Consider the following 24,257-nt stretch of genomic DNA (forward strand, 5'->3'; position numbering starts at 1 on the left):
ACGGGTGCCCCGCGGCCCGGGTGCGGGCGAGCCGCGGCGGTGTTGCTTGCTTGCGTCGTTAGTCGGCCACGTCGATGGCCGACAGCACCTTGATCACCGGAGGTGCGGTGAACCACTCGGCCGACTTCGTGCGGAATTCGCCGAAATACGGGCTCGCGAGGTGCGCGTCGAATGCCGCCTGGTCGTCGTAGATCTCGTACAGATGCAGGTTCGGCGATCCGTCCTGCTCGCGGAACAGGTCGTAGCGGCGATTGCCCGGCTCGGTGCGCGTCTTCGCGACCATGCTGCGCAGTTCGGCCTCGGCGGCCTGCGCGTGTTCGGGTTTCAGGAACAGCGAAGCGATCACGTGAAGCGCCATTTTTCACTCCTTTGAAAACGGAAACGAGCATGCCACAAGCCGGCGTCTCGCGGCGCCAGCGTGCAGCGGGTATGTCGCCGTGCGGCGGGATCAGGCCAGCTCGTCCGGGCCGACGCGCACGACCACCTTGCCGAAATTCTTGCCGGCGAGCAGGCCGATCAGTGCTTGCGGCGCGTCGGCGAGATCGGGAACGACGTCCTCGCGCGTCTTCACCTTGCCCTGCGCGACCCATTCGGTCATGTCCTTCAGGAACGGCGCATAGCCGGTCGCATAGTGATCGAGGATGATGAAGCCCTGCACGCGGATGCGCTTGCGCAGGATCGCGCCCATCAGCGCCGGCACGCGGTCACGGCCGGTCGACACGGCCTTGTCGTCGTAGGCCGCGTCGTTGTAATGCGCGATGATTCCGCAGACGGGCACGCGCGCATGGTCGTTCAGCAGCGGCCACACCGCGTCGAACACGGCGCCGCCGACGTTCTCGAAATAGATGTCGATGCCGTTCGGGCACGCGTCCTTCAGCTTCGCGGCAAACGCCGGATCGTGGTGGTCGACGCATGCGTCGAAGCCGAGCGTACCGGTCACGTACGCGCACTTGTCGGCGCCGCCTGCGACGCCGACCACGCGGCAGCCCTTCAGCTTCGCGATCTGGCCGACCACCGCGCCGACCGCGCCGCTCGCGGCCGCGACGACCACGGTTTCGCCGGCCTTCGGCTCGCCGATCTTCAACAGGCCCGTGTAGGCGGTGAAGCCCGGCATGCCGAGCACGCCGAGCGCGTACGACGGGTGCGCGAAGTCGCGGCCGAGCGGGATCAGGTCGCGCCCGTCGGACAGCGCATAGTCCTGCCAGCCGGCGCCGGCGACGACGAGATCGCCTTCGCGAAACGCCGGCAGATTCGACGACACCACGCGGCTGACCGTGCCGCCGACCATCGGCTGGCCGAGTTCGGCCGGCGGTGCGTAGGACGGCGCGTCGCTCATCCGGCCGCGCATGTACGGGTCGAGCGACAGCCAGACGGTGCGCAGCAGCACCTGGCCGGCGCCGGGCACCGGCACGTCGCCGGTTTCGACGCGGAAGTTGTCCGGTGTCGGTGCGCCGACCGGGCGCGAATTCAGGACGATCTGGCGGTTTGCGGTCTTGCTTTGCGGCATGTGAGCCTCCGTCAACAGGAATGAACGTGCGTCGTGGGCACGATCGGATCAGGGATGGACCAGCAGGAAGTGCGCGCCCCCGACGGCATCGGCGGTGTGGCCGGGGCGGTCGCAGGCAAGCGGTGGGAAAGATCGGGACAGCGTAACGCGGCGTGTAGCGTTCGTCATGAATGATTGAGTAGACCAGTCGTCTATAATCAAGGCAAAAACAAGGCGCGCCATGCGCGCCGGAATTACGACTGCGCGCCGTCGGACGCGGCCGGCGGCAGATTCAGCATGCGCCGCGTTTCGATCATCGCCCTCTCGAGCGGTTTGCGGTTGCGGTGAATCTTTTCCAGCAGTGTCGCGCCCAGCCACAGCTCGTACAGGATCGCGGCCGCGTGCGACGGATCGTCGACGCCGCTCAGCGAACCGTCGGCCAGCCCGGCCTCGATGCCGCCCGCGAGCCGCTCGATGATCTGACTGGTGCCGCGCCGCAGTACCGCGCGCATCGCTTCCGACAGGTCCGACACTTCGGCGCCGAGCTTGACCGCGAGGCACTTGCCTTCCGGATCGTCCGCGCACTGCGTGTGCAGCCAGTTGCCCCAGTACGTCATCAGGCGCTCGGCGCCCGTGCCGGCCTGCTGCTTGAACAGCTTGTCGAGATGCGCGAGATAGCCTTCGAAATACGATTCGAGCAACGCTTCGCCGAATGCCTCTTTCGAGCCGAAGTAATGGTAGAACGAGCCCTTCGGGATGCCCGCCGCGGCGAGAATCTCGTTCAGACCGACCGCCGAAAAGCCCTTGTGGAGCATGATCGGCTTCGCGATGTTCAGGATGTGCTGGCGGACTTCGGCGCCTGAAGATGCATTCATGATGGCGTATGGTAGCAACGATTAGACCGGTCGTCTAGTAACGTCGAGCCGGCATGTTGAGCGGCACTTTACCCGATCCCCGTCGGGCGCCCAATGCCCCGGCCGGCGTTCTCCTCGCTTGTCCGTGCCGTCTGCGTGCGGCGCGTCATATCGGCGACCCGGTTTCGATGTTAGCGCGGCGCTTCGTCGGCGCGCTTTCTGGTGCGCGCCCGCCGCTCGCTGCGCTCGGCGGCCGGGACGGTCTTGACGCCGCGCAACGGCGGCCGGCGCACGAGCGCTGCCATCTCGCGCCTCAGCGCGTCGAGTTCGTGGCTGCGCGCCGCGCCGGTCGCCAGTGCGCCGTCGAGTTGCCCCTGAAGCACGCCGCAGCGATGCAGCGCATCGCCGAGTTGGGCCTGTAGCGCCGCCATTTCCTTTCGCTGCTGCGAGTCGCGTTGTTCCGCGCGCGATGTCGCTGCGTCGAGTTCCTTTTGCAATCGCGCGGCCGCGAGCCGCTCGCGATCGATTTCCTGAAGCGCCCGCTTCTCCGACGCGCGCAGCCGCTCTTCGGCGCGGCCGGCATCGTCGCGCAACCTGTCGAGCTGGGCGGTGAAATCCGCGCGGGCCTGCGCGAGCGCGCGGTCGCCCGCCGCGTTGTCGGCTTTCAGGCGCTCGATATCCGCTTGCAGCGCTTGCCGCGATGCATCGTCCGCCGCCCTCGCCTGCTCGAGCTCCTGAATGCGAACCTGCGCGGCCAGCAAGGCTGCCGTGCGTTGCTCCAGCGCGGTTTCGGTGCGGGCCAGGTCGGCCCGCACCGTCGCGACTTCCGTTTGCGCCGCGGCCCGCTGGGCTTCGACTTCCGCGCGCAGCGCATCGAGCGCGGCGGCCGCGTCGGTACTCGATCGATTCCACAACGCCGCGACGAGTTCGCCTGCCGCCGCCTGCAAGTCGGCCGGCAGGTCGGGATGCTCGATGCGCACGCGGCTCTTTTCCCGCAACTCGGCCCAGAACTCGCCGAGGACGGCCGTCGGCGTGCTCATGCTGCCCTTGCGAACGAGTTGATACAGGCGGTTCGCCGTCGGCGTGATACCGAAGCGAAAGAACAGCAGCGCACACACTTCGCGGTACAACTCGCGCGTTTTCGGGAAGGCGGCCTTGAGCCGCTCGATTTCGGCGGTCAGGCGGGGTTCGTCGGCAGCGAGATCGGACATGGCGGGTTTGGTCGAGAATTTCGTCAATAATATAACGTAAACCGTTAAATATCCAATTAATCAAACGATGTAATTTGACATTATTTCTATAATGTCGAGACCACATGAATCCAGGTGATTCATCTGGCGCGTCGGGAAGGCCGGATTCCTCTCGCGGCGCCTTCGTTCAGCGTGTCATCGGCGTGCCACCGCAGGCCGGTAACGTTCGAAGCCGTCCCCGATTCCGACAAGCGATCCGCCATGCAGCGCCCGTCGCGCGCCACGCCCCACGTCTACGCGGCCACGTCCCGCGCCCTCGCCGTCAGCCTCGCGATCAACCTCCTGCTGCTCGCCGTCGAGACGGCGGCGGCATGGTCCGCGCATTCGTCGGGTTTGCTCGCGGACGTCGTGCATGCGGCGATCGATCTCGCGGCCGATGCGCTGATCCTCGTCGCCTGCCGGCTCGACGCGCGCCTGCCGCCGGCGCGCCGCCCGACCTACGAGCCGCTCGCGCTCGCGGGCCTTGGCGCGTTGCTGGCCGCGACCGGCGGGCGGATGATCTGGCATGCACTGACCGGGTTCGATACGCCGCCCGTCGTGCAGCCGGGCGCGACCGCATTCGCGCTGGTTGTCGTCATGCTCGCCGGCAAGGCCGTGCTGTCGTACTGGATGCTGCGCAAGGCGCGCGAGACCGGCTCCGCGCTGCTCGAGGCGAGCGGCTGGCACGTGCGAACCGATGCGCTGTCGTCGTTGCTCGCGGCGCTCGCGATGAGTGCGGCGCTGGTCGGCTTCGGCCGGCTCGACGATCTGGCCGCGCTCGCGATCGGCGCGCTCGTGATCCGCACGGGCGCCGGATTCATCCGGCGCGGCTGGACGCAGTGGCCGGCAGGGGCCGATTGGGCGAATCGCTCGACGCGCGGATCGTGAACGCCGCAGGTATCGCCTGACGGCCGATTCGTGCCGTTGCCTGCCCGATCGGGCTGCCTTTAACAGGCTATCGTTTGTTTTTTGTCAATACAGGCTATCATTTGTATTTTTGCAATACATGCCATAGACTGTATTTTCCGATTACAAACGATCGCCTGTCATCTCGCGGAGCGCCCGATGGCCTTTCCTGTCCAGACCTTGACCCAGTTGCGTCCGATACTCGTCGGCTTCCGCAAATCCGCGGGGCTCACGCAGGCGCAACTGGCCGCGCGCCTCGGCATCACCCAGCAATCCTATGCGCACCTCGAAGCCAACCCGTCGGCGGCCAGTATCGAACGGCTTTTGAAGGTGTTGAACGCGCTCGGCGTTCGCATGATGCTCAGCCTGGACGAACGGAATGCGCGGGCGGAAGCGGCCGATCCGGCTTCCGATGCCGAGCCGCCGGCGCGCCGCAAGCCGGCCGCGAGCAAGCGCGGCACCACGGCCGCGCAATCCCCGGCCGGGGCCGCGGCCGACGCGGCGCGGAAGCGCCCGGCAGCGACGACTCGGGCCAGGCCACGCGTGTCGAAGCGGGAGGACTGGTGACGATGGCCGCACGCGCCCGCCATGATCGGCTCGACCTGTGGATGAACGGCATTCCAGTCGGCTATTGGGAAATCCGGCGCGGGGTCGAGCGTCTCGTGTACCTGCCGGACTGGCTCGACGATCCCCAGGGCCGGCCACTGTCGCTGTCGCTGCCCTTTACGCCCGGCAACCAGCCGCACCAGGGCGCGATCGTGGCCGACTACTTCGACAACCTGCTGCCCGACAGCGAGCCGATCCGCCGCCGCATCGCGCAGCGTTATCGGCTCGGATCGACGGCGCCGTTCGAGTTGCTCGCATCGATCGGCCGCGATTGCGTCGGCGCGATCCAGATGCTGCCGCCCGGCGAGACGCCCGCCGATCTCGAGGCGATCGAAGGCGCGACGCTCGACGATGCAGCCGTTGCCGACGTGCTGCGCCACGCGACCGCCGCGCCGCTGCCCGGCCACGCGGAGCCGGAAAGCGACCTGCGCCTGTCGATTGCCGGCGCGCAGGAAAAAACCGCGCTGCTGCGTCAGGGAAACCGCTGGCTGCGTCCGTCGGGCAGCACGCCGACGACCCATATCTTCAAGCTGCCGCTCGGGCGCGTCGGCAACATGCAGGCCGACATGCGCACCTCCGTCGAAAACGAATGGCTGTGTTCGAAGCTCGTCGCCGCGTACGGCCTGTCGGTCGCGCCGTGCGAGATCGGCCGGTTCGACGACCAGAAGGCGCTGATCGTCGAGCGCTTCGACCGGCGTCCGTCGCGCGACGGCTCGTGGATCCTGCGACTGCCGCAGGAGGACATGTGCCAGGCGACCGGCACGCCGTCGGGGGCGAAATACGAATCGGACGGCGGCCCCGGCATCGAGACGATCATGGGCATCCTCGCGAATTCGGCCGATGCGGCCCGCGACCGGATGAATTTCTTCGTCGCCCAGCTCGTGTTCTGGGTGCTGGCCGCGATCGACGGCCACGCGAAGAACTTCAGCATCGCGCACCTGGCCGGCAATGCGTATCGCAGCACGCCGCTGTACGACGTGCTGTCCGCGCATCCGATCATCGGTACGCGCCGCAACCAGATTCCGCCGCGCCGCGCACGCCTCGCGATGGCCGTCTGCGGGAAGAACCGGCATTACGTGATCGGTGAAGTCCAGCCGCGCCACTGGATCGCGCAGGGCCGGCGCGTCGGCCTGACCGAAGACGACGTGCGCGCCGCGATGGCGGCCGTCGCCGCCCGCACGGAACCCGCGATTGCCGAAGCCGCCGCGCAGATCCCGGCGGATTTTCCGGCGGACGTCGCGGATGCGATTTTCGCCGGCATGCGTCGGCACAGCCGCAAGCTCGCAACGGCCGATTCTGCGTGACGAACCGACGGGCCGCGACGGGCTGTCGGCCTTCGCGTCAACACGTCAGCCCTGGATCGACGGGCAGCCCCGACGGAACCGAAGCCGTGACGCCGTCGGCGATACGGCATCGAGCGCCCCGCGCCGAACCGCGCGCCGGCCGCCGGCGCTTGATCGTTCAGCCCGCGTCGCGCGCGCGGGCGAGTGCCGCGAGGTTGCCCTCGCCGAACCCGTGATGCCCCTTGCGCTGCACGATCTCGAAGAAGATCTCGCCGGGCCGGCGCTTGACGAAGGTCTGGAAGAACAGCCTCGGCACGCCGTCGCGGCCGATCTCGCCGTCGACCAGCACCGCGCGGCGGCGCAGCGCATCGAGATCGACGCCGTGCCCGGGCAGCCGCGCATCGACGTCGTCGTAATAGCGTGCGGGCGGCTCGATGAACTCGACGCCGTTCGCACGCAGCGCATCGACGCACGACAGGATGTCGTCGGTCGCCAGTGCGACGTGCTGGACGCCCTCGCCCGGATGGTCGGGCAGGTACGCATGCATCAGCTCGGTGCGCCGCGTGCCTTCCTCGTACACGGGAATCCGCACCGCGCCGCACGGCGACACCATCACGCGCGATTCCTCCGACACATGCCAATGCGCGTCGATCTGGTGGATCTCGCGAAAATGCAGCAGGTCGTGGTAGAAATCGAGCCACTCCTGCATGCGGCCCGCGCCGACGGTTTGCGTGAAGTGGTCGACCTGCTGCAGGCCGACGCCGGCGCAATCGAGGTCGGTATGGGCGGTCGCGATGTCGATCGGCCGGAAATCGATGTCGAAGATCGAGATGTCGCCGACGCCGCCGCGCTGGCCGTCCCGCCCGCGCCAGCGGTCGACGAAATACAGGTGCGAATCGCCGATGCCCTGGATCGCCGGAATCTTGAGTTCGCCGACGCCGACCTTTTCGCCCTCGAACGCCCAGGCACCGAGCTGGATCGCGCGCTCGAACGCGCGCCGGGCGTTCGCCACGCGCAACCCGATCGCGCAGACGCCCATCCCGTATTCCTCCGCATAGCGCGCGGCGAACGAATCGGGCTCGGCGTTGATGAGGAAATGCATCTGCCCCTGCCGATACAGCGTGACGTTCTTGCTGACGTGGCGCGCGATCGCCTTGAATCCGAGCTGCTCGAAGCGTTGCGCGAGTGCGTCTGGCACGGGCGCCGCGAATTCGACGAATTCGAGGCCGGCCATCCCGAGCGGATTGGCGGCCGGATCGGCGACGGGCGGCGTATCGCTGGACAGGGGGTGGGAATTGCCGGGCATTCCAGTCTCCGGGGACATGCGTCGATGGGGTAGCGTGCCTGTCGCGCGCGGCAGGCGCGGCCGAGGTGGCGGCCGCACGTGCGCCCGGACGGGCGAGTTGTCGATGCTGCAGATTTTAACCAGATCGTTCACGGCGGCACACCCCGGCCGAACGGGATATCGTCGCGCCGCCTAGTGCAAACCCGAAAATCGTTCGATAATCGCACGGACTTGAACGATAACCGCGCAATTTATCCGATTGGCCGATTGCCGCCGTGCGGCGCGCGCCCTATTCTCCGTTCACTCATCGACTTCAATGCAGCATCGGACGCGGCGCCGCCACGATTCCACGATGCGCCGTGCCAGGAGACATCGCCATGACCCCCACCTTCGACACGCTCGACGCCGCCGCCGGCGCCCGTGCGCGCAACCAGGCCCGCAAGGCCGCGATCGGCAGCTTCGTCGGCGCCGTCGTCGACTGGTACGACTTCCTGCTGTACGGGATCGTCGCCGCGCTGGTGTTCAATTCGGAGTTCTTCCCGAAAGTCAGCCCGACGATGGGCACGCTCGCGGCGTTCGCCACCTTCGGCGTCGGCTTCCTGTTCCGGCCGCTCGGCGGCATCGTGTTCGGCCATTACGGCGACCGGCTCGGCCGCAAGCGGATGCTCGTGCTGACCGTGATGCTGATGGGGCTGTCGACCGTCGCGATCGGCCTGCTGCCGACGTTCTCGACGATCGGCTGGTGGGCGCCCGTGCTGCTGGTGCTGATGCGCGCGATCCAGGGTTTCGCGGTCGGCGGCGAATGGGGCGGCGCGGCGCTGATGGCCGTCGAGAGCGCGCCGAAGCAGAAGAAGGCGTTCTACAGCAGCGGCGTGCAGGTCGGCTACGGCGTCGGGCTCGTGCTGGCCACGGGCATCGTATCGATCCTGAGCCATACGCTAGGCGAGGCCGCGTTCAAGTCGTGGGGCTGGCGCCTGCCGTTCGTGTTCAGCATCGTGCTGGTGCTGATCGGGCTGTGGGTGCGCAAGAACATGGACGAATCGCAGGAATTCGTCGAGAAGGTCGAGCACGGCAACCGCAAGCTGCGCCTGCCGGTGCTGGAAGCGCTGACGCGCCACCCGAAGGCGTTCCTGCTGATCGTCGCGCTGCGGCTCGCCGAACTGTTCACGATGTACATCGTCACCGCGTTCGCGCTCAGTTATTCGACGACGAACCTCGGCATGTCGCGCGACCTGTTCCTGAACATCGGCCTGCTGGTGGGCGCGGTGAGCTGCGTGACGATCCCCTGCTTCGCGTGGCTGGCCGATCGCTACGGCCTGCGCCGCATCTATCTGATCGGCGCGCTGATCGGCGTTGCGTCCGCGGTGCCGTTCTTCCTCGCACTGGAAGCGCGGTCGATCGCGTGGATCGTGATCTTCTCGATCCTGCTGGCGAACGCCGCGCACGACATGGTCGTGAGCGTCCAGCAACCGCTGTTCACCGAGCTGTTCGGCGCCGAGTACCGCTACAGCGGCGCGGGCGTCGGCTACCAGTTCGCGAGCGTCGTCGGCGGCGGGTTCACGCCGTTCATCGCGGTCGGCCTCGTCAGCGTGGCCGGCGGTTCGTGGCACCTCGTCGCCGGCTATCTGGCGGCCGGCTGCCTGATCTCGCTGGTGGTCGCCGCGCGGATGCGGGCGGCGCAATGACGCGATGAGCGCGTGGCCGGTCGCCCTCCGCGGTCGGCCACGCGGCTGGTCATTCGGCCATGCCGGCCGGCATTCGACCTGCTGCATCACGGGCGCGACGTCAAACACTGTCAGTTACGTGCGCCGATTCCCCTTTTCCCCTGCGAACATTCCACGCCGCGTGCCGACCAATGGCATCATATGGGCCTACGTCAGTCACCGATACGCCCCCATATCATGTCGAATCTCATCGTCCACGGCGGCACTCCGCTGCGCGGGGACATCAAGCCGTCCGCGAACAAGAACGCCGTCCTGCCGATTCTGTGCGCCACCCTGTTAACCGATCAGCCGCTGCGCCTCGTCGGCGTGCCCGACATCACCGACGTGCGCAAGATCCTCGACATCTTCCGCACGCTCGGCAGCGACGTGTCGGTCGATTTCACGACGGGTCTGCTCGAGCTTCACCATCGCAACACGACGTTCGATCCGGCCGTCCATCGGCTGCCCGAGGCGATGCGTTCGTCGATCATGCTGATTCCGCCGCTGCTCGCGCGCTTCGGCGTCGCGCGCCTCGAGAACGACGTGAAAGGCTGCACGCTCGGCGTGCGCGAGATCGATCCGCACGTCGAGGTGTTCGAGCGGTTCGGCGCGCACATCGAACGCACGCCCGATTCGCTGATCGTCCGTACCGACGGCCCGCTGACGGCCAACGATCACTGGCTCGACTACGCGTCGGTGACGACCACCGAGAACTTCGCGCTGTGCGCGACGGCCGCGAACGGCACGTCGACGCTGATGAACGCGGCATCCGAGCCGCACGTGCAGGAGTTTTGCCAGTTCCTCGCGATGATCGGCGTCGCGATCGAGGGGATCGGCACGTCGCGGCTGTGCGTGACGGGCGGCGGCAAGCTCGGCGGCGGCGAGTTCCGCTTCGCCGAGGATTTCCACGAGATCGCGACGTTCCTCGCGCTCGGCGCGATCACGGGCGGCGACATCACGGTGCGCAACTCGTCGCCCGAGCATTTCCCGCTGATCGACCGCACGTTCGCGAAGTTCGGCGTCACCGTCACGCACCGCGACGGCTGGTCGCGCGCGGAGCGCGACGGCCCGCTGCGCGTGCGCCGGCCGTTCACGCAGAACATCCTGACCAAGGTCGAGGCCGCGCCGTGGCCGTACCTGCCGGTCGACCTGCTGCCGATCTTCATCGCGCTCGGCGTGCGCGCGGAAGGCAGCGCGATGTTCTGGAACAAGGTCTACGACGGCGCGCTCGGCTGGTCCGGCGAACTGTCGAAGTTCGGCGCGCACGTGCTGCTGTCCGATCCGCACCGGCTGATCACGTTCGGCGGGCTGCAACTGACGCCGGCGCGCGTCGAGAGCCCGTACATCATTCGCGTCGCGATCGCGCTGCTGATGGTGGCCGCGAGCATCGAAGGCCGCTCGGAAATCATGAACGCGCTGCCGATTCGCCGCGCGCATCCGCATTTCGTCGAGAACCTGCGTTCGGTCGGTGCGAACGTCGAGTGGACGAGCAGCGAGTAAGGTCATGACGGATGCGGCGCGCGCAACGGCCGCGTCGCATCCGGTTGCTGCTTTTCCCGTTCGCCGGTCTTCAGGCAAACGGATTTCGCAAGACCGGACCGCCATCCACTTGCAAGCCGTCGTGCATGTCCTCGGTGTACAGGTATTCACACCCCTCGATCGAAGCAGTTGCCACGATGCAGGCGTCGTAGAAAGACAAGCGATGCCACTCCGCCAGCCGCCGCGCGAGGTCATGCGCATTGACGGTGAGCGGCACGACATGGCACAAACTCCTGATCGGCTCCAGAAACTCCCCTACCTCGCGCCACGGCATCCGCAGTTTGCGGTTGCAGACACTGGCGACCTCATTCAATACCTGGACGCTGATGGTTGGCCGCCGAAGGAACAGCGCCTCCGCTCGATTTGCCTTGATTGCGTCCTCGGACAGCAGATAAAGCACGACATTGCTGTCGACGAATGATTTCTCCGCCTCAATCCTGCTCATTCGCATCGTCCCGGCTGAACTTGAAATCGGCGGGCAACTTGCCCCTGAAACGCCGCAGCCGTTCCAGAAGCTCGTCGGGCCTCGGCTTGCGGCTTACCGCGAACACCCGGGGACTGTCGACCACAATCTCGATATCGTCGCCTTCGCGGAGTTCCAGTGCGTCGACCACACTGGCCGGAAGGCGAACCGCCAGGCTATTGCCCCACTTTGCAACCTGCATATGAGTCTCCATGGATATACGGAATGGATTGTATATCTTTACTGCAAATCCGCAAGTCGGCTGAACGGACAATTCGGCGCCTCGCGCGTCCCGCTCCCACAACTCGCGCGATAATCGCCCACTTCCGCGCGAACACCGCGCGCCACCGCTCACCCGTGATGACGAAAAAGCCCGACCTCGACCGACGCGACTGGATTGCCGGCCTCGAAAAAGGCCTGATGATCCTGGAGGCGTTCGACAGCCAGCACGCGCGCATGACGCCCACGCAAGCCGCCGCGCGCACCGGCCTCACGCGCACGGCCGCGCGGCGTTACCTGCTGACGCTGGAATCGCTCGGCTACGTGTACACCGACGGCAAGCTGTATGGCCTCACGCCGCGCGTGCTGCGGGTCGGCTGGTCGTATTTCGATTCGGCGCGCCTGCCGCGCACGGTCCAGCCTTATCTGCAGCAGTTGAGCGCGTCGCTGAACGAATCGGCGTACGTCAGCGTGCTCGACGGCTGGGAGCTCGTGTTCATCGCGCGCAACGGCGTGTCGCGCGTGATGACGACGGGCTTCGTGCTCGGCGCGCGCGTGCCGGCGCCGCTGACGTCGCCCGGTGTCGTCCTGCTCGCCCATCATCCCGATCGAGAAGCCGTGCGCGCGTGGCTCGACGAGACCGAGTTGGCGCCGTTCACGCCGCACACGATCACCAACAAGGCGCGGCTGCTCGAACAGGTCGACCGGGCGCGCGAAGCCGGCTACGCGGCGATCGAGCAGCAATTGCAGGTCGGCGTACGCGGGATCGCGGTGCCGCTGAAGAACCGTCACGGCGAAGTCGTCGCCGCGCTGAGCACGAACATGCCGATCGGCGCGGAGACGACCGACGCGGCCGTGCGGCGCGTGCTGCCGCATCTGCAGGAAGCCGCGCTCGCGATGCTCAACGTGCTGTAGCAGCCGGCGCCGCCGTTACCCGATCCGCCACCACCGCGGCAGCAAATTGCGCACTTCGCGCCGCCGGTAACGGTCGTCGAGATGCACGACGCCCTCGTCGTGCTCGGTGCGGATCACGCGCCCGGCCGCCTGCACGACCTTCTGCAGCCCCGGATACAGGTACATGTAGTCGTAACCGTTGCCGAAGCGCGCGTCCATCGCGCGCCGCATCTGCTCGTTGATGTCGTTGACCTGCGGCAGTCCGAGCGTCGCGATGAACGCGCCGATCAACCGCTCGCCGACCAGGTCGACGCCTTCCGAGAAGGCGCCGCCCAGCACCGCGAAGCCGACGCCGCGTCCGCCCGCGTCGAAGCGCGCGAGAAACGCGTCGCGCTCGCTTTCGGCCATGCCGGGCGCCTGCGCCCACACGGGGACGTCCGGATGGCGCGTCTGCATCAGCGCGACCACACGCCCGAGGTAGTCGAAGCTGCTCAGGAAGCCGAGATAGTTGCCGGGCCGTGCCGCGTATTGCGCGGCGATCAGGTCGGCGATCGGCTCGAGCGAACGATCGCGGTCGCGCCAGCGCGTCGACACGTGGCTCGCGACGCGCACCGTCAGTTGTTCGGCGCGGAACGGCCCGTCGACGTCGAGCCAGCCGGTATCGCCCGGCAGCCCGAGCGTGTCGCGATAGAAATGGAACGGGCTCAGCGTGCCCGAGAACAGCACGGTCGCGCGCGCGGCTTCGTAGCGCGGCGCGAGGAACCCGGCCGGGATCACGTTGCGCACGCACAGCGTCGACTGGACACGGCGCCGGCGGCCGGCCGTCGCGACGCCGTCGAGCGCCGGCTGGCGCGGCATCGGTTCGCCATGCAGCGTCGCGTCGAAGATCGACGCGCTGTCGAACGCCTCGGCCAGCACGCCGAACTGGATCGCCTCGAAATGGAAACGCAGCAGCGCGTCGTCGTTCGCGCGAGGCGCGTCGGTCAGGTGTTCGCCGATCGCCGCGACGAGGTTCTGCACGGCCGACACGATCGGGCCCGGCACCTCGGGATAGGCGGCATAGCGCTCCGCCTGCGCGCGATTGAGCGTCCCCCACGCGCGGGCGAGCCGGTCGAATGCCTTGCGCAGCGCGGCGGGCGCGGCTTCGCGCGCGGCCGCGAACGCGAATGGATCGAGCGACGCGCTGTACATCTTGCGGGCGCGGTCGAGCAGGTTGTGCGCTTCGTCCACGAGCACGCCGACGCGCCACTGGTTCTGCTGCGCGAGCGTATGCAGCATCGCGCTGCCGTCGTAGTAGTAGTTGTAGTCGCCGATCATCATGTCCGACCAGCGCGCGAGCTCCTGCGCCAGGTAGTACGGGCAGACGTCGTGCGCGAGCGCGGCGGCGCGCACGGTCTCGCGATCGAGGAGCCCGGCCTCGATCGCCGCATCGCGCGCGGCCGGCAGCCGGTCGTAGAAGCCCTTCGCGAGCGGGCACGATTCGCCGTGGCACGCGTTGTCCGGATGCTCGCACGCCTTGTCGCGCGCGACGAGTTCCAGCACACGCAGCGGCAAAGCGGGCGTGCCGGCGCCGAGCGTCGTCGCCGCTTCGAGCGCGAGCGCGCGGCCGGGTGTTTTCGCGGTCAGGAAAAATACGTGATCGAGTTCGCCCTCGCCGCAGGCCTTCAGCAACGGGAACACGGTGCCGAGCGTCTTGCCGATGCCGGTCGGCGCCTGCGCCATCAGGCAGCGTTCGTCGCGTGCCGCGCGATAGACGGCCACCGCCAGCTCGCGCTGGCCGCTGCGGAACTGCCCATGCGGAAACGCGAGCGCGCGCAGCGCCGCGTCGCGCGCGGCGCGATGGGCCGTCTCGCGTTCGGCCCAGCCGACGAAGCACGCGCACTGCTCGGCGAAGAACGTCGCGAGCGCGCCGGCATCGAGCGTTTCCGTCAGCACGGTCTCGCGCTCGGACACGATGTCGAAATACACGAGCGCGACGTCGATTTCATTCAGATCGCGCGCAGCGCACATCAGGTGCGCATAGACCTTCGCCTGCGCCCAATGCAGCGCGCGGTGGTTGGCCGGCATCGCATCGAGGCTGCCGCGGTAGGTCTTGATTTCCTCGAGCCGGTTCGCCACCGGATCGTAGCCGTCCGCGCGGCCGCGCACGGTGAGCATGCCCCACGTGCCCGTCAGCGCGATCTCGGTTTCGTAGCGCGCGCCGCGCTTCGACGTGACCGCGCCGTGGCCGGCGATGCCTTCGAGCGCGGTCGGTGCGGGCGTGAAGCGCAGGTCGAGATCGCCGCGCCGCGCGGTGAACTCGCACATCGCCCGCACCGCGACGACGTAGCTCATGCGGACAACCCCGCCGCCTCGGCGTGCGCGACGCCCTCGCCGGCCCACTCGACGTCGACGACGCGTACCGGCATGCGGTGCGCGAGGCAGTAGGCGAGCCAGCGCGTCTGGTTGTCCTGCAGCCGGTCGCCGGGGCCCTTCACCTCGATCAGCTCGTAGCGGCGTTCGTCGGGCCAGAAGCGCACGAGATCGGGCAAGCCGGACCGGTTGCCGCGGATATCCGCGAGCAGGCGCGTGAACCACAGCCGCAGGTGCTCGGGCGGCAGGCACGCGAGCGCTTCGTCGAGCAACGCGTCGGTCAGCACGCCCCAGAACACGAACGGCGACTGCACGCCGGCCTTCGTCGCGAAATGCCGACGGATCGTGTCGCGGTACGCGCCCGAATCGAGCTGCGCGAAGCACGCGTCGAAGGCCGCCGCGCGACGCGCGGCGAAATCGGGCGCGTGCAGGTCGGCCGGGCCGCGCTGGAACGGGTGAAAGAACGCGCCGGGCACCGCCGCGAACACAGGTTCCCAGCACAGCAGCCCGAACAGCGAATTGATCAGCGTGTTTTCGACGTAGTGGACCGGCGACGCCGGCTGCGCGAGATGGTCGCGCACCGCGAATTCGACGCTGACGGATGCGTCGGGACGCGCGAGCACGAGCGTCTCGCGCGGGACCGCCGCGGCGGCGGCCGCGCGTTCGACCCGCTGGCCGGCGCGGCGCTGCAGGCGCGGCAGCATGCGCTCGACGCGCTGGCGCTCCTCGTCGCTCTCGAAGCCGCCGCGCGCGTCGAGCGCCAGCGCGAGCGCGTCGCCGTCGCGCCCGCAGCGTTCGAGTACGCGGATGCGCCGATGGCGGCTGCCGGGCCATGCGCTGCGTGTGTACGCGTCGAGCGCGGCGCACCAGTCGGCACGGCGTTCGCATGCCTGGCCCAGCGCGAACAGCAGCTTCGCGCGGCGCGTCGCGAGCCACGGCTGCGCACAGTCGACCGCGTCCAGCGCGCGGATCAGATCGTCGAACGGCAGATCGTCGGGCCATGCGTCGAGCGCGTCGCGGCACATCTGCAGCGCGAGATATGCATCGACGTCGCCACGCTGCTGGAACGCGCGCGACGACGGCGCGATCGGCACGCTTTCGTACTGGAACACGCCGAGATCGGCGAGCACGAACTCGCTCCAGTCTTGATGCAGATTGCCGAAGAACATCAGCCGCAGCCGATCGCACAGCGGGCCGACCGTCACGCGCAGCGCGCGGTCGTCGGCCTGCGCGCACCACGCGTCGAGCGGTTGCGCGACGTCGTGCGCGGGCCTCAGCCGTTCGAGCCAGTCGGCCTTGCGCTCGCCAGCATGCGCGGCGAGCGACGGAAAGATGCGCAGCAGATCGGCCTTGGTCGACAGCGCGAACAGCTCGTCGAGCGTGAGCGCGGGCGCCGGATCGACCCAGCCGAGCGCGACGAGCGGCGCGGCGGCGTCGAGCGTGCAGCCGATCTCGTCGTACACGAGCTTGCTCGCGCGGAAGTCGCACCCGTTGCGCATCAGCATCCGCACGAGCAGCGCGCGCGACGCCTGCGGCAGCGCCGCGAACTGCCGGACGAACGCATGCTCGTGCGCGTCGAACAGGTCGTCGTAACGCTCGCCGAGCCAGGCCAGCGCGCGTTCGAAATTGGTCAGGTAGTAAAACGCCGGAGGCGTCGGCGAAGCAGGCGTCACGGGGATCGATCACTGTACATTTGTACAGGTCGCAATCATATCAAATGTGGCGGCCAATGCCGCACGCGGCATTGCCGTTCCGCTGCCCCGGCTTCGGTCAGAACTGGTAATTCACCGACATGTCGAACACGCCGTTGGTCGACTGCTGCGTGATCGGGCTGCGCGCCGCGCGGCCGACGAGCTGCTCGAGCGCGCCGTCCATCGTGACGAACCAGTGCTTGTTCACGAACCACACCATCGTCACGCCCACGCCGGCCGACTTGATCCCGGCCCCGGACGAATAGGCCGGCAGCCCCGAGCGCGCCGCCGCCCCCTGGTTCACGCCGAACCAGCTGTTCATGTAGCGGGAATCGGCGAATGACACGGTGGGCCCCGCGAACCAGAAGAAGCGTTCGTTGCTGCCGGGCATCGGCATGTACGCGGAAAAATCGCCGGTCCAGCCGTTCGACCCGCCGATGCTGCGCCGCACGTCCGCGCGCAGCACGAGCGGGAAATCCTTCGAGACCACGTAGTCGGCCGCGAGCTTCATCACGGGCGCCGCATTGATGTTGTCGAGACCGTTCAGATGGCCGAGATCATCGGCCGAACGGCGCCCGAGGTCATAGCCGACCGACAAACTCACGCGCCAGTTCGGCCCGCGCAGCACGTTCGCGCCGAGCCCCTCGCCGGTCGACAGGAAGAACAGGTCGCGATAGCGGATATCGAAATTCGGGCCGCCCATCACGCGATAGCGGTCGGAGCCCGCATAGCGCGGCTGCAGCGTCATCGCGGCGCCGACGCTGACCTGCCAGGTCGGGATATTCGGATCGAAGAGTTTGCGCAGCGGCACGCCCGCCGTGTATTGCCATTCCCCGAGCGGCGAAGGCGTCTGGGCCGACGCGTCGCGGGCGCCGGCGGCGGCGAGCGCCGCGAATGCCGACAGGCTGGATACGAACCGGCGTGCGCCGGGGGACAGCAACAGGCGAGCAACAGGGGTCAAGGCGGTCTCCGTCGGTTGCATGAAAGGAACCTGAGGGAAAGCGCGTCGCGCTTCGTCGGCTGCAACGGCACGCAGCCTGCGGCGCGAACGTAGCATGCGCTGAATTAATGGACATCCTACGCGACGCGCGCACAGACGCAAAGCGCCCGCTGTATGCGGGCACTTTGCCGGAAGCCGGCATGAGCCGGCGGATGATTGCGGAATCAGAAACGCTCGACGTGATAGTCGCCGGCGAGCGCGGCCGGACTGCGCGTCGACATCATCCGGGAGAAACCGTCGGCGAGCCGGCCGAGCGCCAACTGCTTCTGGCTGGCGTCCCAGTGCGTAAAGGTGTCGTACGCGGCATCGTCGAACGAAACGGTCACGGCGACCGGGCGGCCGCTCGCGCGAAAGCCGATCTGCAGCACGCCGCCCGGCAATTCCTCGATGTGATAGTGCAGCGAACGCGATTCGAAATAGCGGCCCAGTACCTGAGCGATCGCGCGCTTGTCTGGCGATTGCACGTGAATGTCCATGACGGTCCTCCTTTTCAGTGTTCGCGCGGCCGGTGGTGGCGCACTGCCCCGGCCGGCATCCGCATCGGCGGCGGATTCGACGGCGGGTCGCCCTGCGGCAGCCCGTCGGGCACGGGCGGGTCGACCGGGTCGTCGTGCCCGGGCGGCGGCGGATCCGGTTCGACGTCGGGTGTCGTCGGTTCGGGGCGGTGCAGCATGGATGGCGTCTTCATGTCACTCCTGCGCGACGGCGCGCGCATCTCGATGGCGAGGCGAGCCCCGCAAGCGCCGTGCCCGCTTTCGCGCCATTCCGTTCAATCGTCGTAAGCGGCCATGACGAGCCACATCGTGCGCCCCTCGGCGGTCAGTTGCACGGCGAGCGCGAACGGGTCGGACGGCTCGCATTGCGCGACCAGCGCCTGCTGGGCCCGCTCCGGGCTGTCGTAGACGACGTCGTTCAACTCGCGCACCTCGTCCTTGCCGTCGAACATGCGCCGCTCCGGGCGGTAGACCCGCGACTCGCGCTTCCACGTATCGAATCGCTCGCGCACGTGGCCGAAATCGCCGCCGCATACGTTCGCGTCGTAACGTATCCTTTCCCTGGCTGCATTCATCACGATGTCCTCTCGTCCAGACCGGACGCGTGCCCGGCCGTTCTGGCCGGCTTGCAAGCGCCGTGCCGCGCGCGCCGCGGGTACGTCGCTTGCGGCTGCTCATCGACAAGGAGGTCCGACCATGATCGTTCACGCCACCGGCCGCCGCGACGCCGTGTCACCGGTTGCCGGAGTGCTCCGCCTCGCCACGTCGCGCCCGCCGTCCGAAGACAAGACGGAGGAGCGCATCGACGAAGGGCTCGAGGAGACGTTCCCGGCCAGCGATCCGCCCGCCGTCGGCGGTGCGACCCGTATCGACCCCGCCAAGCCGTCCGGCGAGCACGAACGTCGCGCGCCGCACGTCCCTTCACCGCCCCCCGATCACGGCTGACGGCGGCACCCGGCCCGCGGTGCGGCAGCGCATGCGCGGGCCGGCGAAATCAGGAGCGATTCGATGAAAGTCCTTGAACGCAGATGGCATGAAATCAGTGGCGCGGCCGGCGTCGCGGCATTGGCCGCGATCGAAAGCGCGGTGGTGCTGGCGATCGTCACGATGACGGGGATTGGCCACTGACGTCCCACGTTGATACCGCTGCCGCGAGGCGGCGGCCGCCGTGGAAGATGTACAAGCCGGCTGGCAAATTTCTCCGTCCTCCGGCCGTCCGGGCCCTGCGTGCGCGCATCGCGCGCGGCACGCGGCCTGCTCCCGTCTGGATTCGATCACGAAGGAGGCGTTCATGTATCGCGTCAACGAGATCATGTCGCGCGACGTAGTATGCGTCGCACCGACCGACACGATTCGCCGTGCGGCCGAATTGATGCAGCGCTTCGACATCGGCGTGCTGCCCGTGTGCGAGGGCACCGAGCTCGTCGCGATCGTGACCGACCGCGATCTGGCGGTGCGGGCGCTGTCGCACGGTCATTCGCCCGATACGCCGGTGCACGCGGTGGCGTCCAGACCCGTGCAGTGGTGCGTGGAAGACGACGGCGTCGGCGACATTCAGCAGCGGATGGCCGACGTGCAGTTGCACCGGCTGCCGGTGCTCGATCGCAGCCGGAAGCTGGTCGGCATGGTGTCGCTCGGCGACATCGCGACGCGCGCGGGCGGCCCGGCGCGCGACGAGCTGGCCAATACGCTCGAGGACGTATCGCTGCCGCGCCGCCGCTGACCGGCATCTCTCATTGTTCTGCGTGGCCCGCCCCCCGGCGCCGTACCCGCGCGATGAATTTGCGCGCGGACCGCGGCGCCGCTTCGACCAGGAGGTTTCGATGACAACGGACGAACCGTCGCGCGACGCCGCGCGCATCGTCGGCGCGAACCCGCGCACGGCCGCCGGCGGGCCGGGGCCCGACGTGATGGCCGCGCGCACGCTCGAAGACGATCGCGTGCTGACGATGGACGGCGACGACATCGGCAAGGTGAGCCACATCATGCTCGACGTACGCGCTGGACGGATCGCGTACGCGGTCGTGTCGTCGGGCGGCTTGCTCGGGATTGGCGACAAGCTGCTCGCGGTGCCGTGGAACGCGCTCGTTCTCGACGCCGAGCGCCAATGCTTCGTGCTGCCGGTCGACACCGCGCGCGTGCGCGAGGCGCCCGGCTTCGACAAGAGCCGGTGGCCCGCGATGGCCGACCCCGAATGGGCCGAGGCGCTGCATGCGTACTACGGCAGCTCGCCTTACTGGCTGATCGAGGAAGGCGAAACGGCGCTCGATTCGCCGCCGTACGAGGCATCCCCCGGCGGCCCCGAAGACGGCACGCGGCAGCACTGAAGCGCACCCGCCGCAATGCGGGTCACTGCGCGGTGGCCACCGTCTTCGCGAGTTGCCGCGCGGCGCCCAGGTGCGCGTTCAGCGTCGGCAGCGTGCGGGCCGCGAACGCGCGAAGCTGCGGGTCGCGACCGTCTTTCGCCTCGGTTTCGTAGAGCCGGACCGCCGCTTCGTGCGCGCGGGGCCCGGCCAGCGCCACGTACGCCGTATCGAATGCGTGCCCGTCCTTCGCTCGCAATGCTGTCACCTCCGGATCCACGAGCATCCGCGTCTGGACCGGCACGCCCTTCTGCGCGCCGAGATGCCGCAATTCGTCTGCAATACGCGCGTGATCGTCGACCATCCGGCGGGCGAAGGCTTTCACGTCCGCGTTCGATGATCGATCGAGCGCGAGCTGGCCGGCCTGTCGTTGTACCTTGCCGATCATGCCGGCCTTGTCGACGAACTCGGCGTCGAGGCCGGCCGGCCGCTGCGTCATACCGGCCTCGTCGGCGGTCGAGCCCGGCCGGATGACGCCCGGCGCGACGTGCGCGGACGAAGCGGGCGGCGCCTGCGCGTGCGATAGCGCGAACGTCCCGACACCGGCGGCGGCCATCAGCATGATGACTGCCGGCCCACGCCCGCGTTGTTTCATCCGGTTCGTTTTATTCATCCGGGCCTCCGATGTCGGGCGACGAAGCGGGGCCGGCCGCACGCCTTCCCTTCACGCGGGACGATGGGCCGACGTGAAGAAATCGGTCCACGCGCCGTTGTGCCATGCGCCCTCGGTGCGCTCCACCGACAGCGCGCCGGCGGCGAGCATCGTCCGCTCCGCGAACGCGATCGTGCGCCGCGTCACGTGCGCGGCCAGCACGACGCCGTTTTCGCATTGCTTCAGTGCGCCATGTCCCTCGGGTGCATCGCCGCGCATCCGGCCGAGCGCGCCGCACAACGCGCCGACATAGGCGCCGACGAGCGGCACGCCGATCCACGCGAGCGCGGAATGAAGCCCGCCCAGATGGAGCACCGCGGCCCCGGCGAGCCCGACGATCGCGCCGATGGCCACGCCTTCCAGCGCGCCGAGGCCGCCCGGCCGCGCGGCGGAGTCCGCATAGACGTCGCCGCCGAGCCAGAACAGCGCGTGCTGCCCGGGCGGATTGAGAAAGAAGACCTTCACGTCGTCCCGATGGATGGCGTGGCCGCGCAGTTGCTCCGCGCAGCGTTCCGCCTGCTCGAGCCGCGAGAAACGGCCCGCGATGATGGTGTCCATGTCGAACCCTCCTGCCCGGTGACGCGCAGGGTCGCGGGCGCGCGATGCCCGGTCGGCCCGGCGCTGGCCCGCGCATCACATTACTTCCGGCGGATCTGCAGCTTGTCGCGCACGCCGCTCACGCCGCTGACGTCGTGCGCGACGCGGACCGCGGCCGCGCGTTGCCGCTCGTCGGGCACGTTGCCCGTCAATTCGACCACGCGGTCATGGACCTGCACGTCGATGTCGCCGGAAGCGAGGCCGCGTTCGGCGACGAGCGCGGCCCTGACGCGGGACGCGAGCGTCGCGTCGCGGATCTGGCCCCCGACGGCCGACGCCTGGCTCGCCAGCTTCGCACGCGTGCCCTCCTCGGCGGATGCGTAGCGGGGCGTCGCGATCCATGCACACGACAACATCAGTATGCTCGCGATCCGCCCGATCGGCGTCCTGCGTCGCGTGCGTGCCGGTTTGCCGCCCGTGCCGTCGCGCCGCGTGCTTTCCGTTGCGTCCATCGTGCCTCCTTTTTCGTATGCGGCCGGGGCGGTCAGGCGGCCGGATAGCCGCGCCCGTGTATTGGCCGTCACCGCTCGCGCGGCTTCGGGTCGCCCGCGTCGTCCGGGGCGACATCGACGATCACGCTCGCGAGCGTGGGCATGTCGACCGGCTTGCACAGATACGCATCGAACCCGGCGGCCATCACGCGGCGCCGGTCGGTCTTGCCGGCGTGCGCGGTCACCGCGACGACCGGCAGATGCCCGCCGCCGTTGGGCAGGCGCCGGATCCGGTCCAGCAGCCAGTAGCCATCGCCGTCCGGCATCGCGAGATCCGACAGCACCACGCTCGGCGGCTGCCGCGCCACCGCTTCGAGCGCGTCGTGCCCCGAACGCGCGGTCGATACCTGCGCGCCCATCGTTTCGAGCGCGGCCGCGAGGCTGGTGCGCGACGTCGCGTCGTCGTCGACCACCAGCACGCGCTGACCGTCGAGTGCGACCGTATTGGCCATGCCCTTCGCGCGCGCCGGCCGCTCCACCGGATCGTCGGCATCCCAGCCGGCCGGCAGCGTCACCGTGACGGTCGTTCCGCGCCCCGCGCCCGCGCTCGTCGCGACGACGTCGCCGCCGTGCAGCTGCGCGATGTGGCGCACGATCGACAAGCCGAGCCCGAGGCCGCGCTTCGGCGACGTGAACGCGCCTTCCGGCCGGCTGAACGTCTCGAACAGATGCGGCAGGCGTTCCGGCGCGATACCTTGCCCGGTGTCGGCGACCGACAACCGTACGCGTTCGCCCGCGCGCGTCAGCGACACGTTGATGCGGCCGCCCGGCGGCGTGAACTTGATCGCGTTCGACAGCAGGTTCGACAGGACCTGGCGCAGGCGTTCGCCGTCCGCCGGAATCACGCAGGCCGGCATCGCGTACTCGGTCGACAGCACGAGCCCGTTTGCCTGCGCCGTCGCGTCGAGTTCGCGCGCCGCATCGCGCACGATCCGCACGAGATCGACCGGCACGCGTTCGAGGCGCAGCCGGCCGGTCGCGAGGGACGACGCGTCGAGCAGATCGGCGACCATGTGCGACAGCGACCGCGCGCTGCGGTCGATCGCATCGACCGCCTGTTGCGCGAAGCCCTGCCCGTCGGCGTTGCGCAGTACCTCGACCCAGCCGTAGATCACGTTCAGCGGCGTGCGCAGTTCGTGCGAGACCGTGGCCAGCAGCTCGTCCTTCAGCCGGTTCGACGCATCGGCCTGCACGCGCGCGTCGCGAGCGCCACGCAGCGAACGCAGGTCGCGGCGCTCGCTGCGGCGGCGTTCGCCCGCTTCGCGCAGCATCAGCGACAGGCCCGTGCAACGGCCCTCTGCATCGACGATCGGCGAAGCGGCGAAGGTGGCGCGAAACCGGCCGCCGTCGTGGCGCACGCAGAGTACGTCGAGCGGCCCGACCGGCGCGCGCAGGTCCGCGAACGACGCCGGCACCGCATGCCGGCGCAGCCAGCGCGGCGCGATCATCGTGACGATGTCGCGTCCGCTCGCCTGCGCCGCATCGATGCCGAAGATTCGTGCCGCGGCCGGATTCCAGCTGGTGATGCGGCGCGCGGCGTCGATCCCGACGATCGCATCGGGCGACGCATCGACCACCTGACGCAGCAGCCCGTCGTCGCGCACGCCCGCGCCGGCGGAAGGCTCGCGGTGCGGCGGGTGCGGCTCGCCGCGGGCGGCGTCGAACGCGCGCGGACGATCGTTCGCGACCAGCGGCTTCACGGCCGCCACCAGCACGCATTCGACGAAGCCGATCGCGACGAACGTGCCGGCTTGCGCGAGCAGCGTCGCCAGCGGCGCGGCGCGCCACCACCATGCGGCGATCACGCCGATGCTGGCGACGGTCGCGACCAGACCGCCGCCGAACGACGTCAGCCATGCGGCAGCCGCCACGCCGGCATAAAAAGGCAGCGGCGCAAATGGCGCGTGCTCGCCGACAGCCCGGATCGCCCACGCCTGCAGCGCGGACGCGAGCCCGACGGCCAGTACGACCCATGCACCCTGCCGGAACAGCTCACGGGTCAGAGTCCTCATTGCATCCTTGCATCGCGCCGGCTCCCGTCGTGCGGGGGGAATGCCGCCTTTCGGCCATCCGGCATGCCGTCGAACGCGCCGGGGCGAGCTTGAGGGCGTCAGCAAAGAACGTACCCGGGTGGCGGCGCATTCGCGGCC

Annotated in this window: 26 protein-coding genes; 9 read left to right on the forward strand and 17 right to left on the reverse strand. The window is 68.8% G+C overall.

Annotated elements, in window-relative coordinates; genetic code table 11:
• Positions 1 to 58 precede the first annotated feature (58 nt).
• The 4 genes from WS64_RS31730 to WS64_RS31745 all read right to left on the reverse strand — a co-directional run bounded on the left by WS64_RS31730 (position 59) and on the right by WS64_RS31745 (position 3,551).
• A complete protein-coding gene (locus tag WS64_RS31730; protein ID WP_060310945.1) occupies positions 59 to 358 on the reverse strand; it encodes a putative quinol monooxygenase in 300 nt (99 codons plus the stop codon).
• A gap of 90 nt (positions 359 to 448) precedes the next feature.
• Positions 449 to 1,507: an NADP-dependent oxidoreductase gene (locus tag WS64_RS31735; RefSeq protein ID WP_060968908.1), complete on the reverse strand. Its 1,059-nt coding sequence runs from the start codon at positions 1,505 to 1,507 to the stop codon at positions 449 to 451.
• A gap of 233 nt (positions 1,508 to 1,740) precedes the next feature.
• Positions 1,741 to 2,361, reverse strand: a complete 621-nt coding sequence (locus WS64_RS31740) for a TetR/AcrR family transcriptional regulator (protein WP_059574390.1) — start codon at positions 2,359 to 2,361, stop codon at positions 1,741 to 1,743.
• Positions 2,362 to 2,531: 170 nt separating this feature from the next.
• Positions 2,532 to 3,551 (reverse strand): DNA-binding protein, encoded by a 1,020-nt coding sequence (locus WS64_RS31745; protein ID WP_060968909.1) that lies wholly within the window; start codon positions 3,549 to 3,551, stop codon positions 2,532 to 2,534.
• Between the two features lie 240 nt (positions 3,552 to 3,791).
• On the opposite strand from WS64_RS31745, the gene WS64_RS31750 reads away from it, so the two are divergent.
• The 3 genes from WS64_RS31750 (at position 3,792) to WS64_RS31760 (ending at position 6,385) form a co-directional block, all read left to right on the forward strand.
• Positions 3,792 to 4,457: a cation diffusion facilitator family transporter gene (locus WS64_RS31750; RefSeq protein ID WP_060968910.1), complete on the forward strand. Its 666-nt coding sequence runs from the start codon at positions 3,792 to 3,794 to the stop codon at positions 4,455 to 4,457.
• Between the two features lie 177 nt (positions 4,458 to 4,634).
• Positions 4,635 to 5,042: a helix-turn-helix transcriptional regulator gene (locus WS64_RS31755; RefSeq protein ID WP_060968911.1), complete on the forward strand. Its 408-nt coding sequence runs from the start codon at positions 4,635 to 4,637 to the stop codon at positions 5,040 to 5,042.
• Positions 5,043 to 5,044: 2 nt separating this feature from the next.
• A complete protein-coding gene (locus WS64_RS31760) occupies positions 5,045 to 6,385 on the forward strand; it encodes a type II toxin-antitoxin system HipA family toxin (RefSeq protein ID WP_060968912.1) in 1,341 nt (446 codons plus the stop codon).
• A 157-nt stretch (positions 6,386 to 6,542) separates the two neighbouring features.
• Here the strand turns inward: WS64_RS31760 and WS64_RS31765 are convergent, their stop codons facing one another.
• Positions 6,543 to 7,670: a 4-hydroxyphenylpyruvate dioxygenase family protein gene (locus tag WS64_RS31765; protein ID WP_059574395.1), complete on the reverse strand. Its 1,128-nt coding sequence runs from the start codon at positions 7,668 to 7,670 to the stop codon at positions 6,543 to 6,545.
• 356 nt (positions 7,671 to 8,026) lie between these two features.
• On the opposite strand from WS64_RS31765, the gene shiA reads away from it, so the two are divergent.
• Together shiA and WS64_RS31775 are read left to right on the forward strand one after the other, a co-directional pair.
• Positions 8,027 to 9,334 (forward strand): shikimate transporter, encoded by a 1,308-nt coding sequence (gene shiA / locus WS64_RS31770; RefSeq protein WP_059639479.1) that lies wholly within the window; start codon positions 8,027 to 8,029, stop codon positions 9,332 to 9,334.
• A 216-nt stretch (positions 9,335 to 9,550) separates the two neighbouring features.
• Positions 9,551 to 10,852 carry a UDP-N-acetylglucosamine 1-carboxyvinyltransferase gene (locus tag WS64_RS31775; protein ID WP_060310952.1) on the forward strand — a complete coding sequence of 434 codons (1,302 nt, stop codon included), beginning with the start codon at positions 9,551 to 9,553 and terminating at the stop codon, positions 10,850 to 10,852.
• 70 nt (positions 10,853 to 10,922) lie between these two features.
• On the opposite strand, the gene WS64_RS31780 is transcribed toward WS64_RS31775, so the two are convergent.
• Entirely contained in the window at positions 10,923 to 11,336 is a 414-nt protein-coding gene (locus WS64_RS31780) for a PIN domain-containing protein (RefSeq protein ID WP_060968913.1), read from the reverse strand.
• The gene (locus tag WS64_RS31785) at positions 11,323 to 11,556 is read right to left on the reverse strand and encodes an AbrB/MazE/SpoVT family DNA-binding domain-containing protein (RefSeq protein ID WP_027808267.1); all 234 of its coding nucleotides are present in this window, start codon (positions 11,554 to 11,556) and stop codon (positions 11,323 to 11,325) included. The genes WS64_RS31780 and WS64_RS31785 overlap by 14 nt, the downstream gene beginning before the upstream one ends.
• Positions 11,557 to 11,714: 158 nt before the next feature.
• On the opposite strand from WS64_RS31785, the gene WS64_RS31790 reads away from it, so the two are divergent.
• Positions 11,715 to 12,488 carry an IclR family transcriptional regulator domain-containing protein gene (locus WS64_RS31790; protein WP_059574399.1) on the forward strand — a complete coding sequence of 258 codons (774 nt, stop codon included), beginning with the start codon at positions 11,715 to 11,717 and terminating at the stop codon, positions 12,486 to 12,488.
• 15 nt (positions 12,489 to 12,503) lie between these two features.
• On the opposite strand, the gene WS64_RS31795 is transcribed toward WS64_RS31790, so the two are convergent.
• The 6 genes from WS64_RS31795 to WS64_RS31820 all read right to left on the reverse strand — a co-directional run bounded on the left by WS64_RS31795 (position 12,504) and on the right by WS64_RS31820 (position 18,579).
• The gene (locus tag WS64_RS31795; protein WP_060968914.1) at positions 12,504 to 14,801 is read right to left on the reverse strand and encodes an ATP-dependent DNA helicase; all 2,298 of its coding nucleotides are present in this window, start codon (positions 14,799 to 14,801) and stop codon (positions 12,504 to 12,506) included.
• Positions 14,798 to 16,492, reverse strand: coding sequence for a VRR-NUC domain-containing protein (locus WS64_RS31800; protein WP_060968915.1), 1,695 nt, complete (start codon positions 16,490 to 16,492; stop codon positions 14,798 to 14,800). The genes WS64_RS31795 and WS64_RS31800 overlap by 4 nt, the downstream gene beginning before the upstream one ends.
• Before the next feature lie 97 nt (positions 16,493 to 16,589).
• Complete coding sequence (locus WS64_RS31805) at positions 16,590 to 17,492, reverse strand: MipA/OmpV family protein (protein WP_208606885.1); 903 nt, start codon at positions 17,490 to 17,492, stop codon at positions 16,590 to 16,592.
• A 182-nt stretch (positions 17,493 to 17,674) separates the two neighbouring features.
• Positions 17,675 to 17,986, reverse strand: a complete 312-nt coding sequence (locus WS64_RS31810; protein ID WP_060011367.1) for an ATP-binding protein — start codon at positions 17,984 to 17,986, stop codon at positions 17,675 to 17,677.
• A 14-nt stretch (positions 17,987 to 18,000) separates the two neighbouring features.
• Entirely contained in the window at positions 18,001 to 18,198 is a 198-nt protein-coding gene (locus WS64_RS31815; protein ID WP_059639473.1) for a hypothetical protein, read from the reverse strand.
• A gap of 81 nt (positions 18,199 to 18,279) precedes the next feature.
• Positions 18,280 to 18,579: a hypothetical protein gene (locus WS64_RS31820; RefSeq protein WP_060968916.1), complete on the reverse strand. Its 300-nt coding sequence runs from the start codon at positions 18,577 to 18,579 to the stop codon at positions 18,280 to 18,282.
• A gap of 121 nt (positions 18,580 to 18,700) precedes the next feature.
• Between WS64_RS31820 and WS64_RS31825 the strand changes: the two genes are divergently transcribed.
• From WS64_RS31825 to WS64_RS31835, 3 genes are all read left to right on the forward strand, one after another.
• Positions 18,701 to 18,949, forward strand: a complete 249-nt coding sequence (locus WS64_RS31825) for a hypothetical protein (protein WP_059574405.1) — start codon at positions 18,701 to 18,703, stop codon at positions 18,947 to 18,949.
• Positions 18,950 to 19,295: 346 nt separating this feature from the next.
• A complete protein-coding gene (locus tag WS64_RS31830) occupies positions 19,296 to 19,727 on the forward strand; it encodes a CBS domain-containing protein (protein ID WP_059574406.1) in 432 nt (143 codons plus the stop codon).
• Positions 19,728 to 19,827: 100 nt separating this feature from the next.
• Complete coding sequence (locus WS64_RS31835; RefSeq protein WP_060968917.1) at positions 19,828 to 20,331, forward strand: PRC-barrel domain-containing protein; 504 nt, start codon at positions 19,828 to 19,830, stop codon at positions 20,329 to 20,331.
• Positions 20,332 to 20,353: 22 nt separating this feature from the next.
• Here the strand turns inward: WS64_RS31835 and WS64_RS31840 are convergent, their stop codons facing one another.
• From WS64_RS31840 to WS64_RS31855, 4 genes are all read right to left on the reverse strand, one after another.
• Positions 20,354 to 20,980: a DUF4142 domain-containing protein gene (locus WS64_RS31840; protein WP_060968918.1), complete on the reverse strand. Its 627-nt coding sequence runs from the start codon at positions 20,978 to 20,980 to the stop codon at positions 20,354 to 20,356.
• A gap of 51 nt (positions 20,981 to 21,031) precedes the next feature.
• Entirely contained in the window at positions 21,032 to 21,577 is a 546-nt protein-coding gene (locus WS64_RS31845) for a hypothetical protein (protein ID WP_060968919.1), read from the reverse strand.
• 80 nt (positions 21,578 to 21,657) lie between these two features.
• Positions 21,658 to 22,068, reverse strand: a complete 411-nt coding sequence (locus WS64_RS31850) for a BON domain-containing protein (RefSeq protein ID WP_059639469.1) — start codon at positions 22,066 to 22,068, stop codon at positions 21,658 to 21,660.
• A 68-nt stretch (positions 22,069 to 22,136) separates the two neighbouring features.
• A complete protein-coding gene (locus WS64_RS31855; RefSeq protein ID WP_060968920.1) occupies positions 22,137 to 24,119 on the reverse strand; it encodes a hybrid sensor histidine kinase/response regulator in 1,983 nt (660 codons plus the stop codon).
• Positions 24,120 to 24,257: the final 138 nt, after the last annotated feature.

Source organism: Burkholderia anthina, from assembly GCF_001547525.1.
Taxonomy (GTDB): Bacteria; Pseudomonadota; Gammaproteobacteria; order Burkholderiales; family Burkholderiaceae; genus Burkholderia; species Burkholderia semiarida.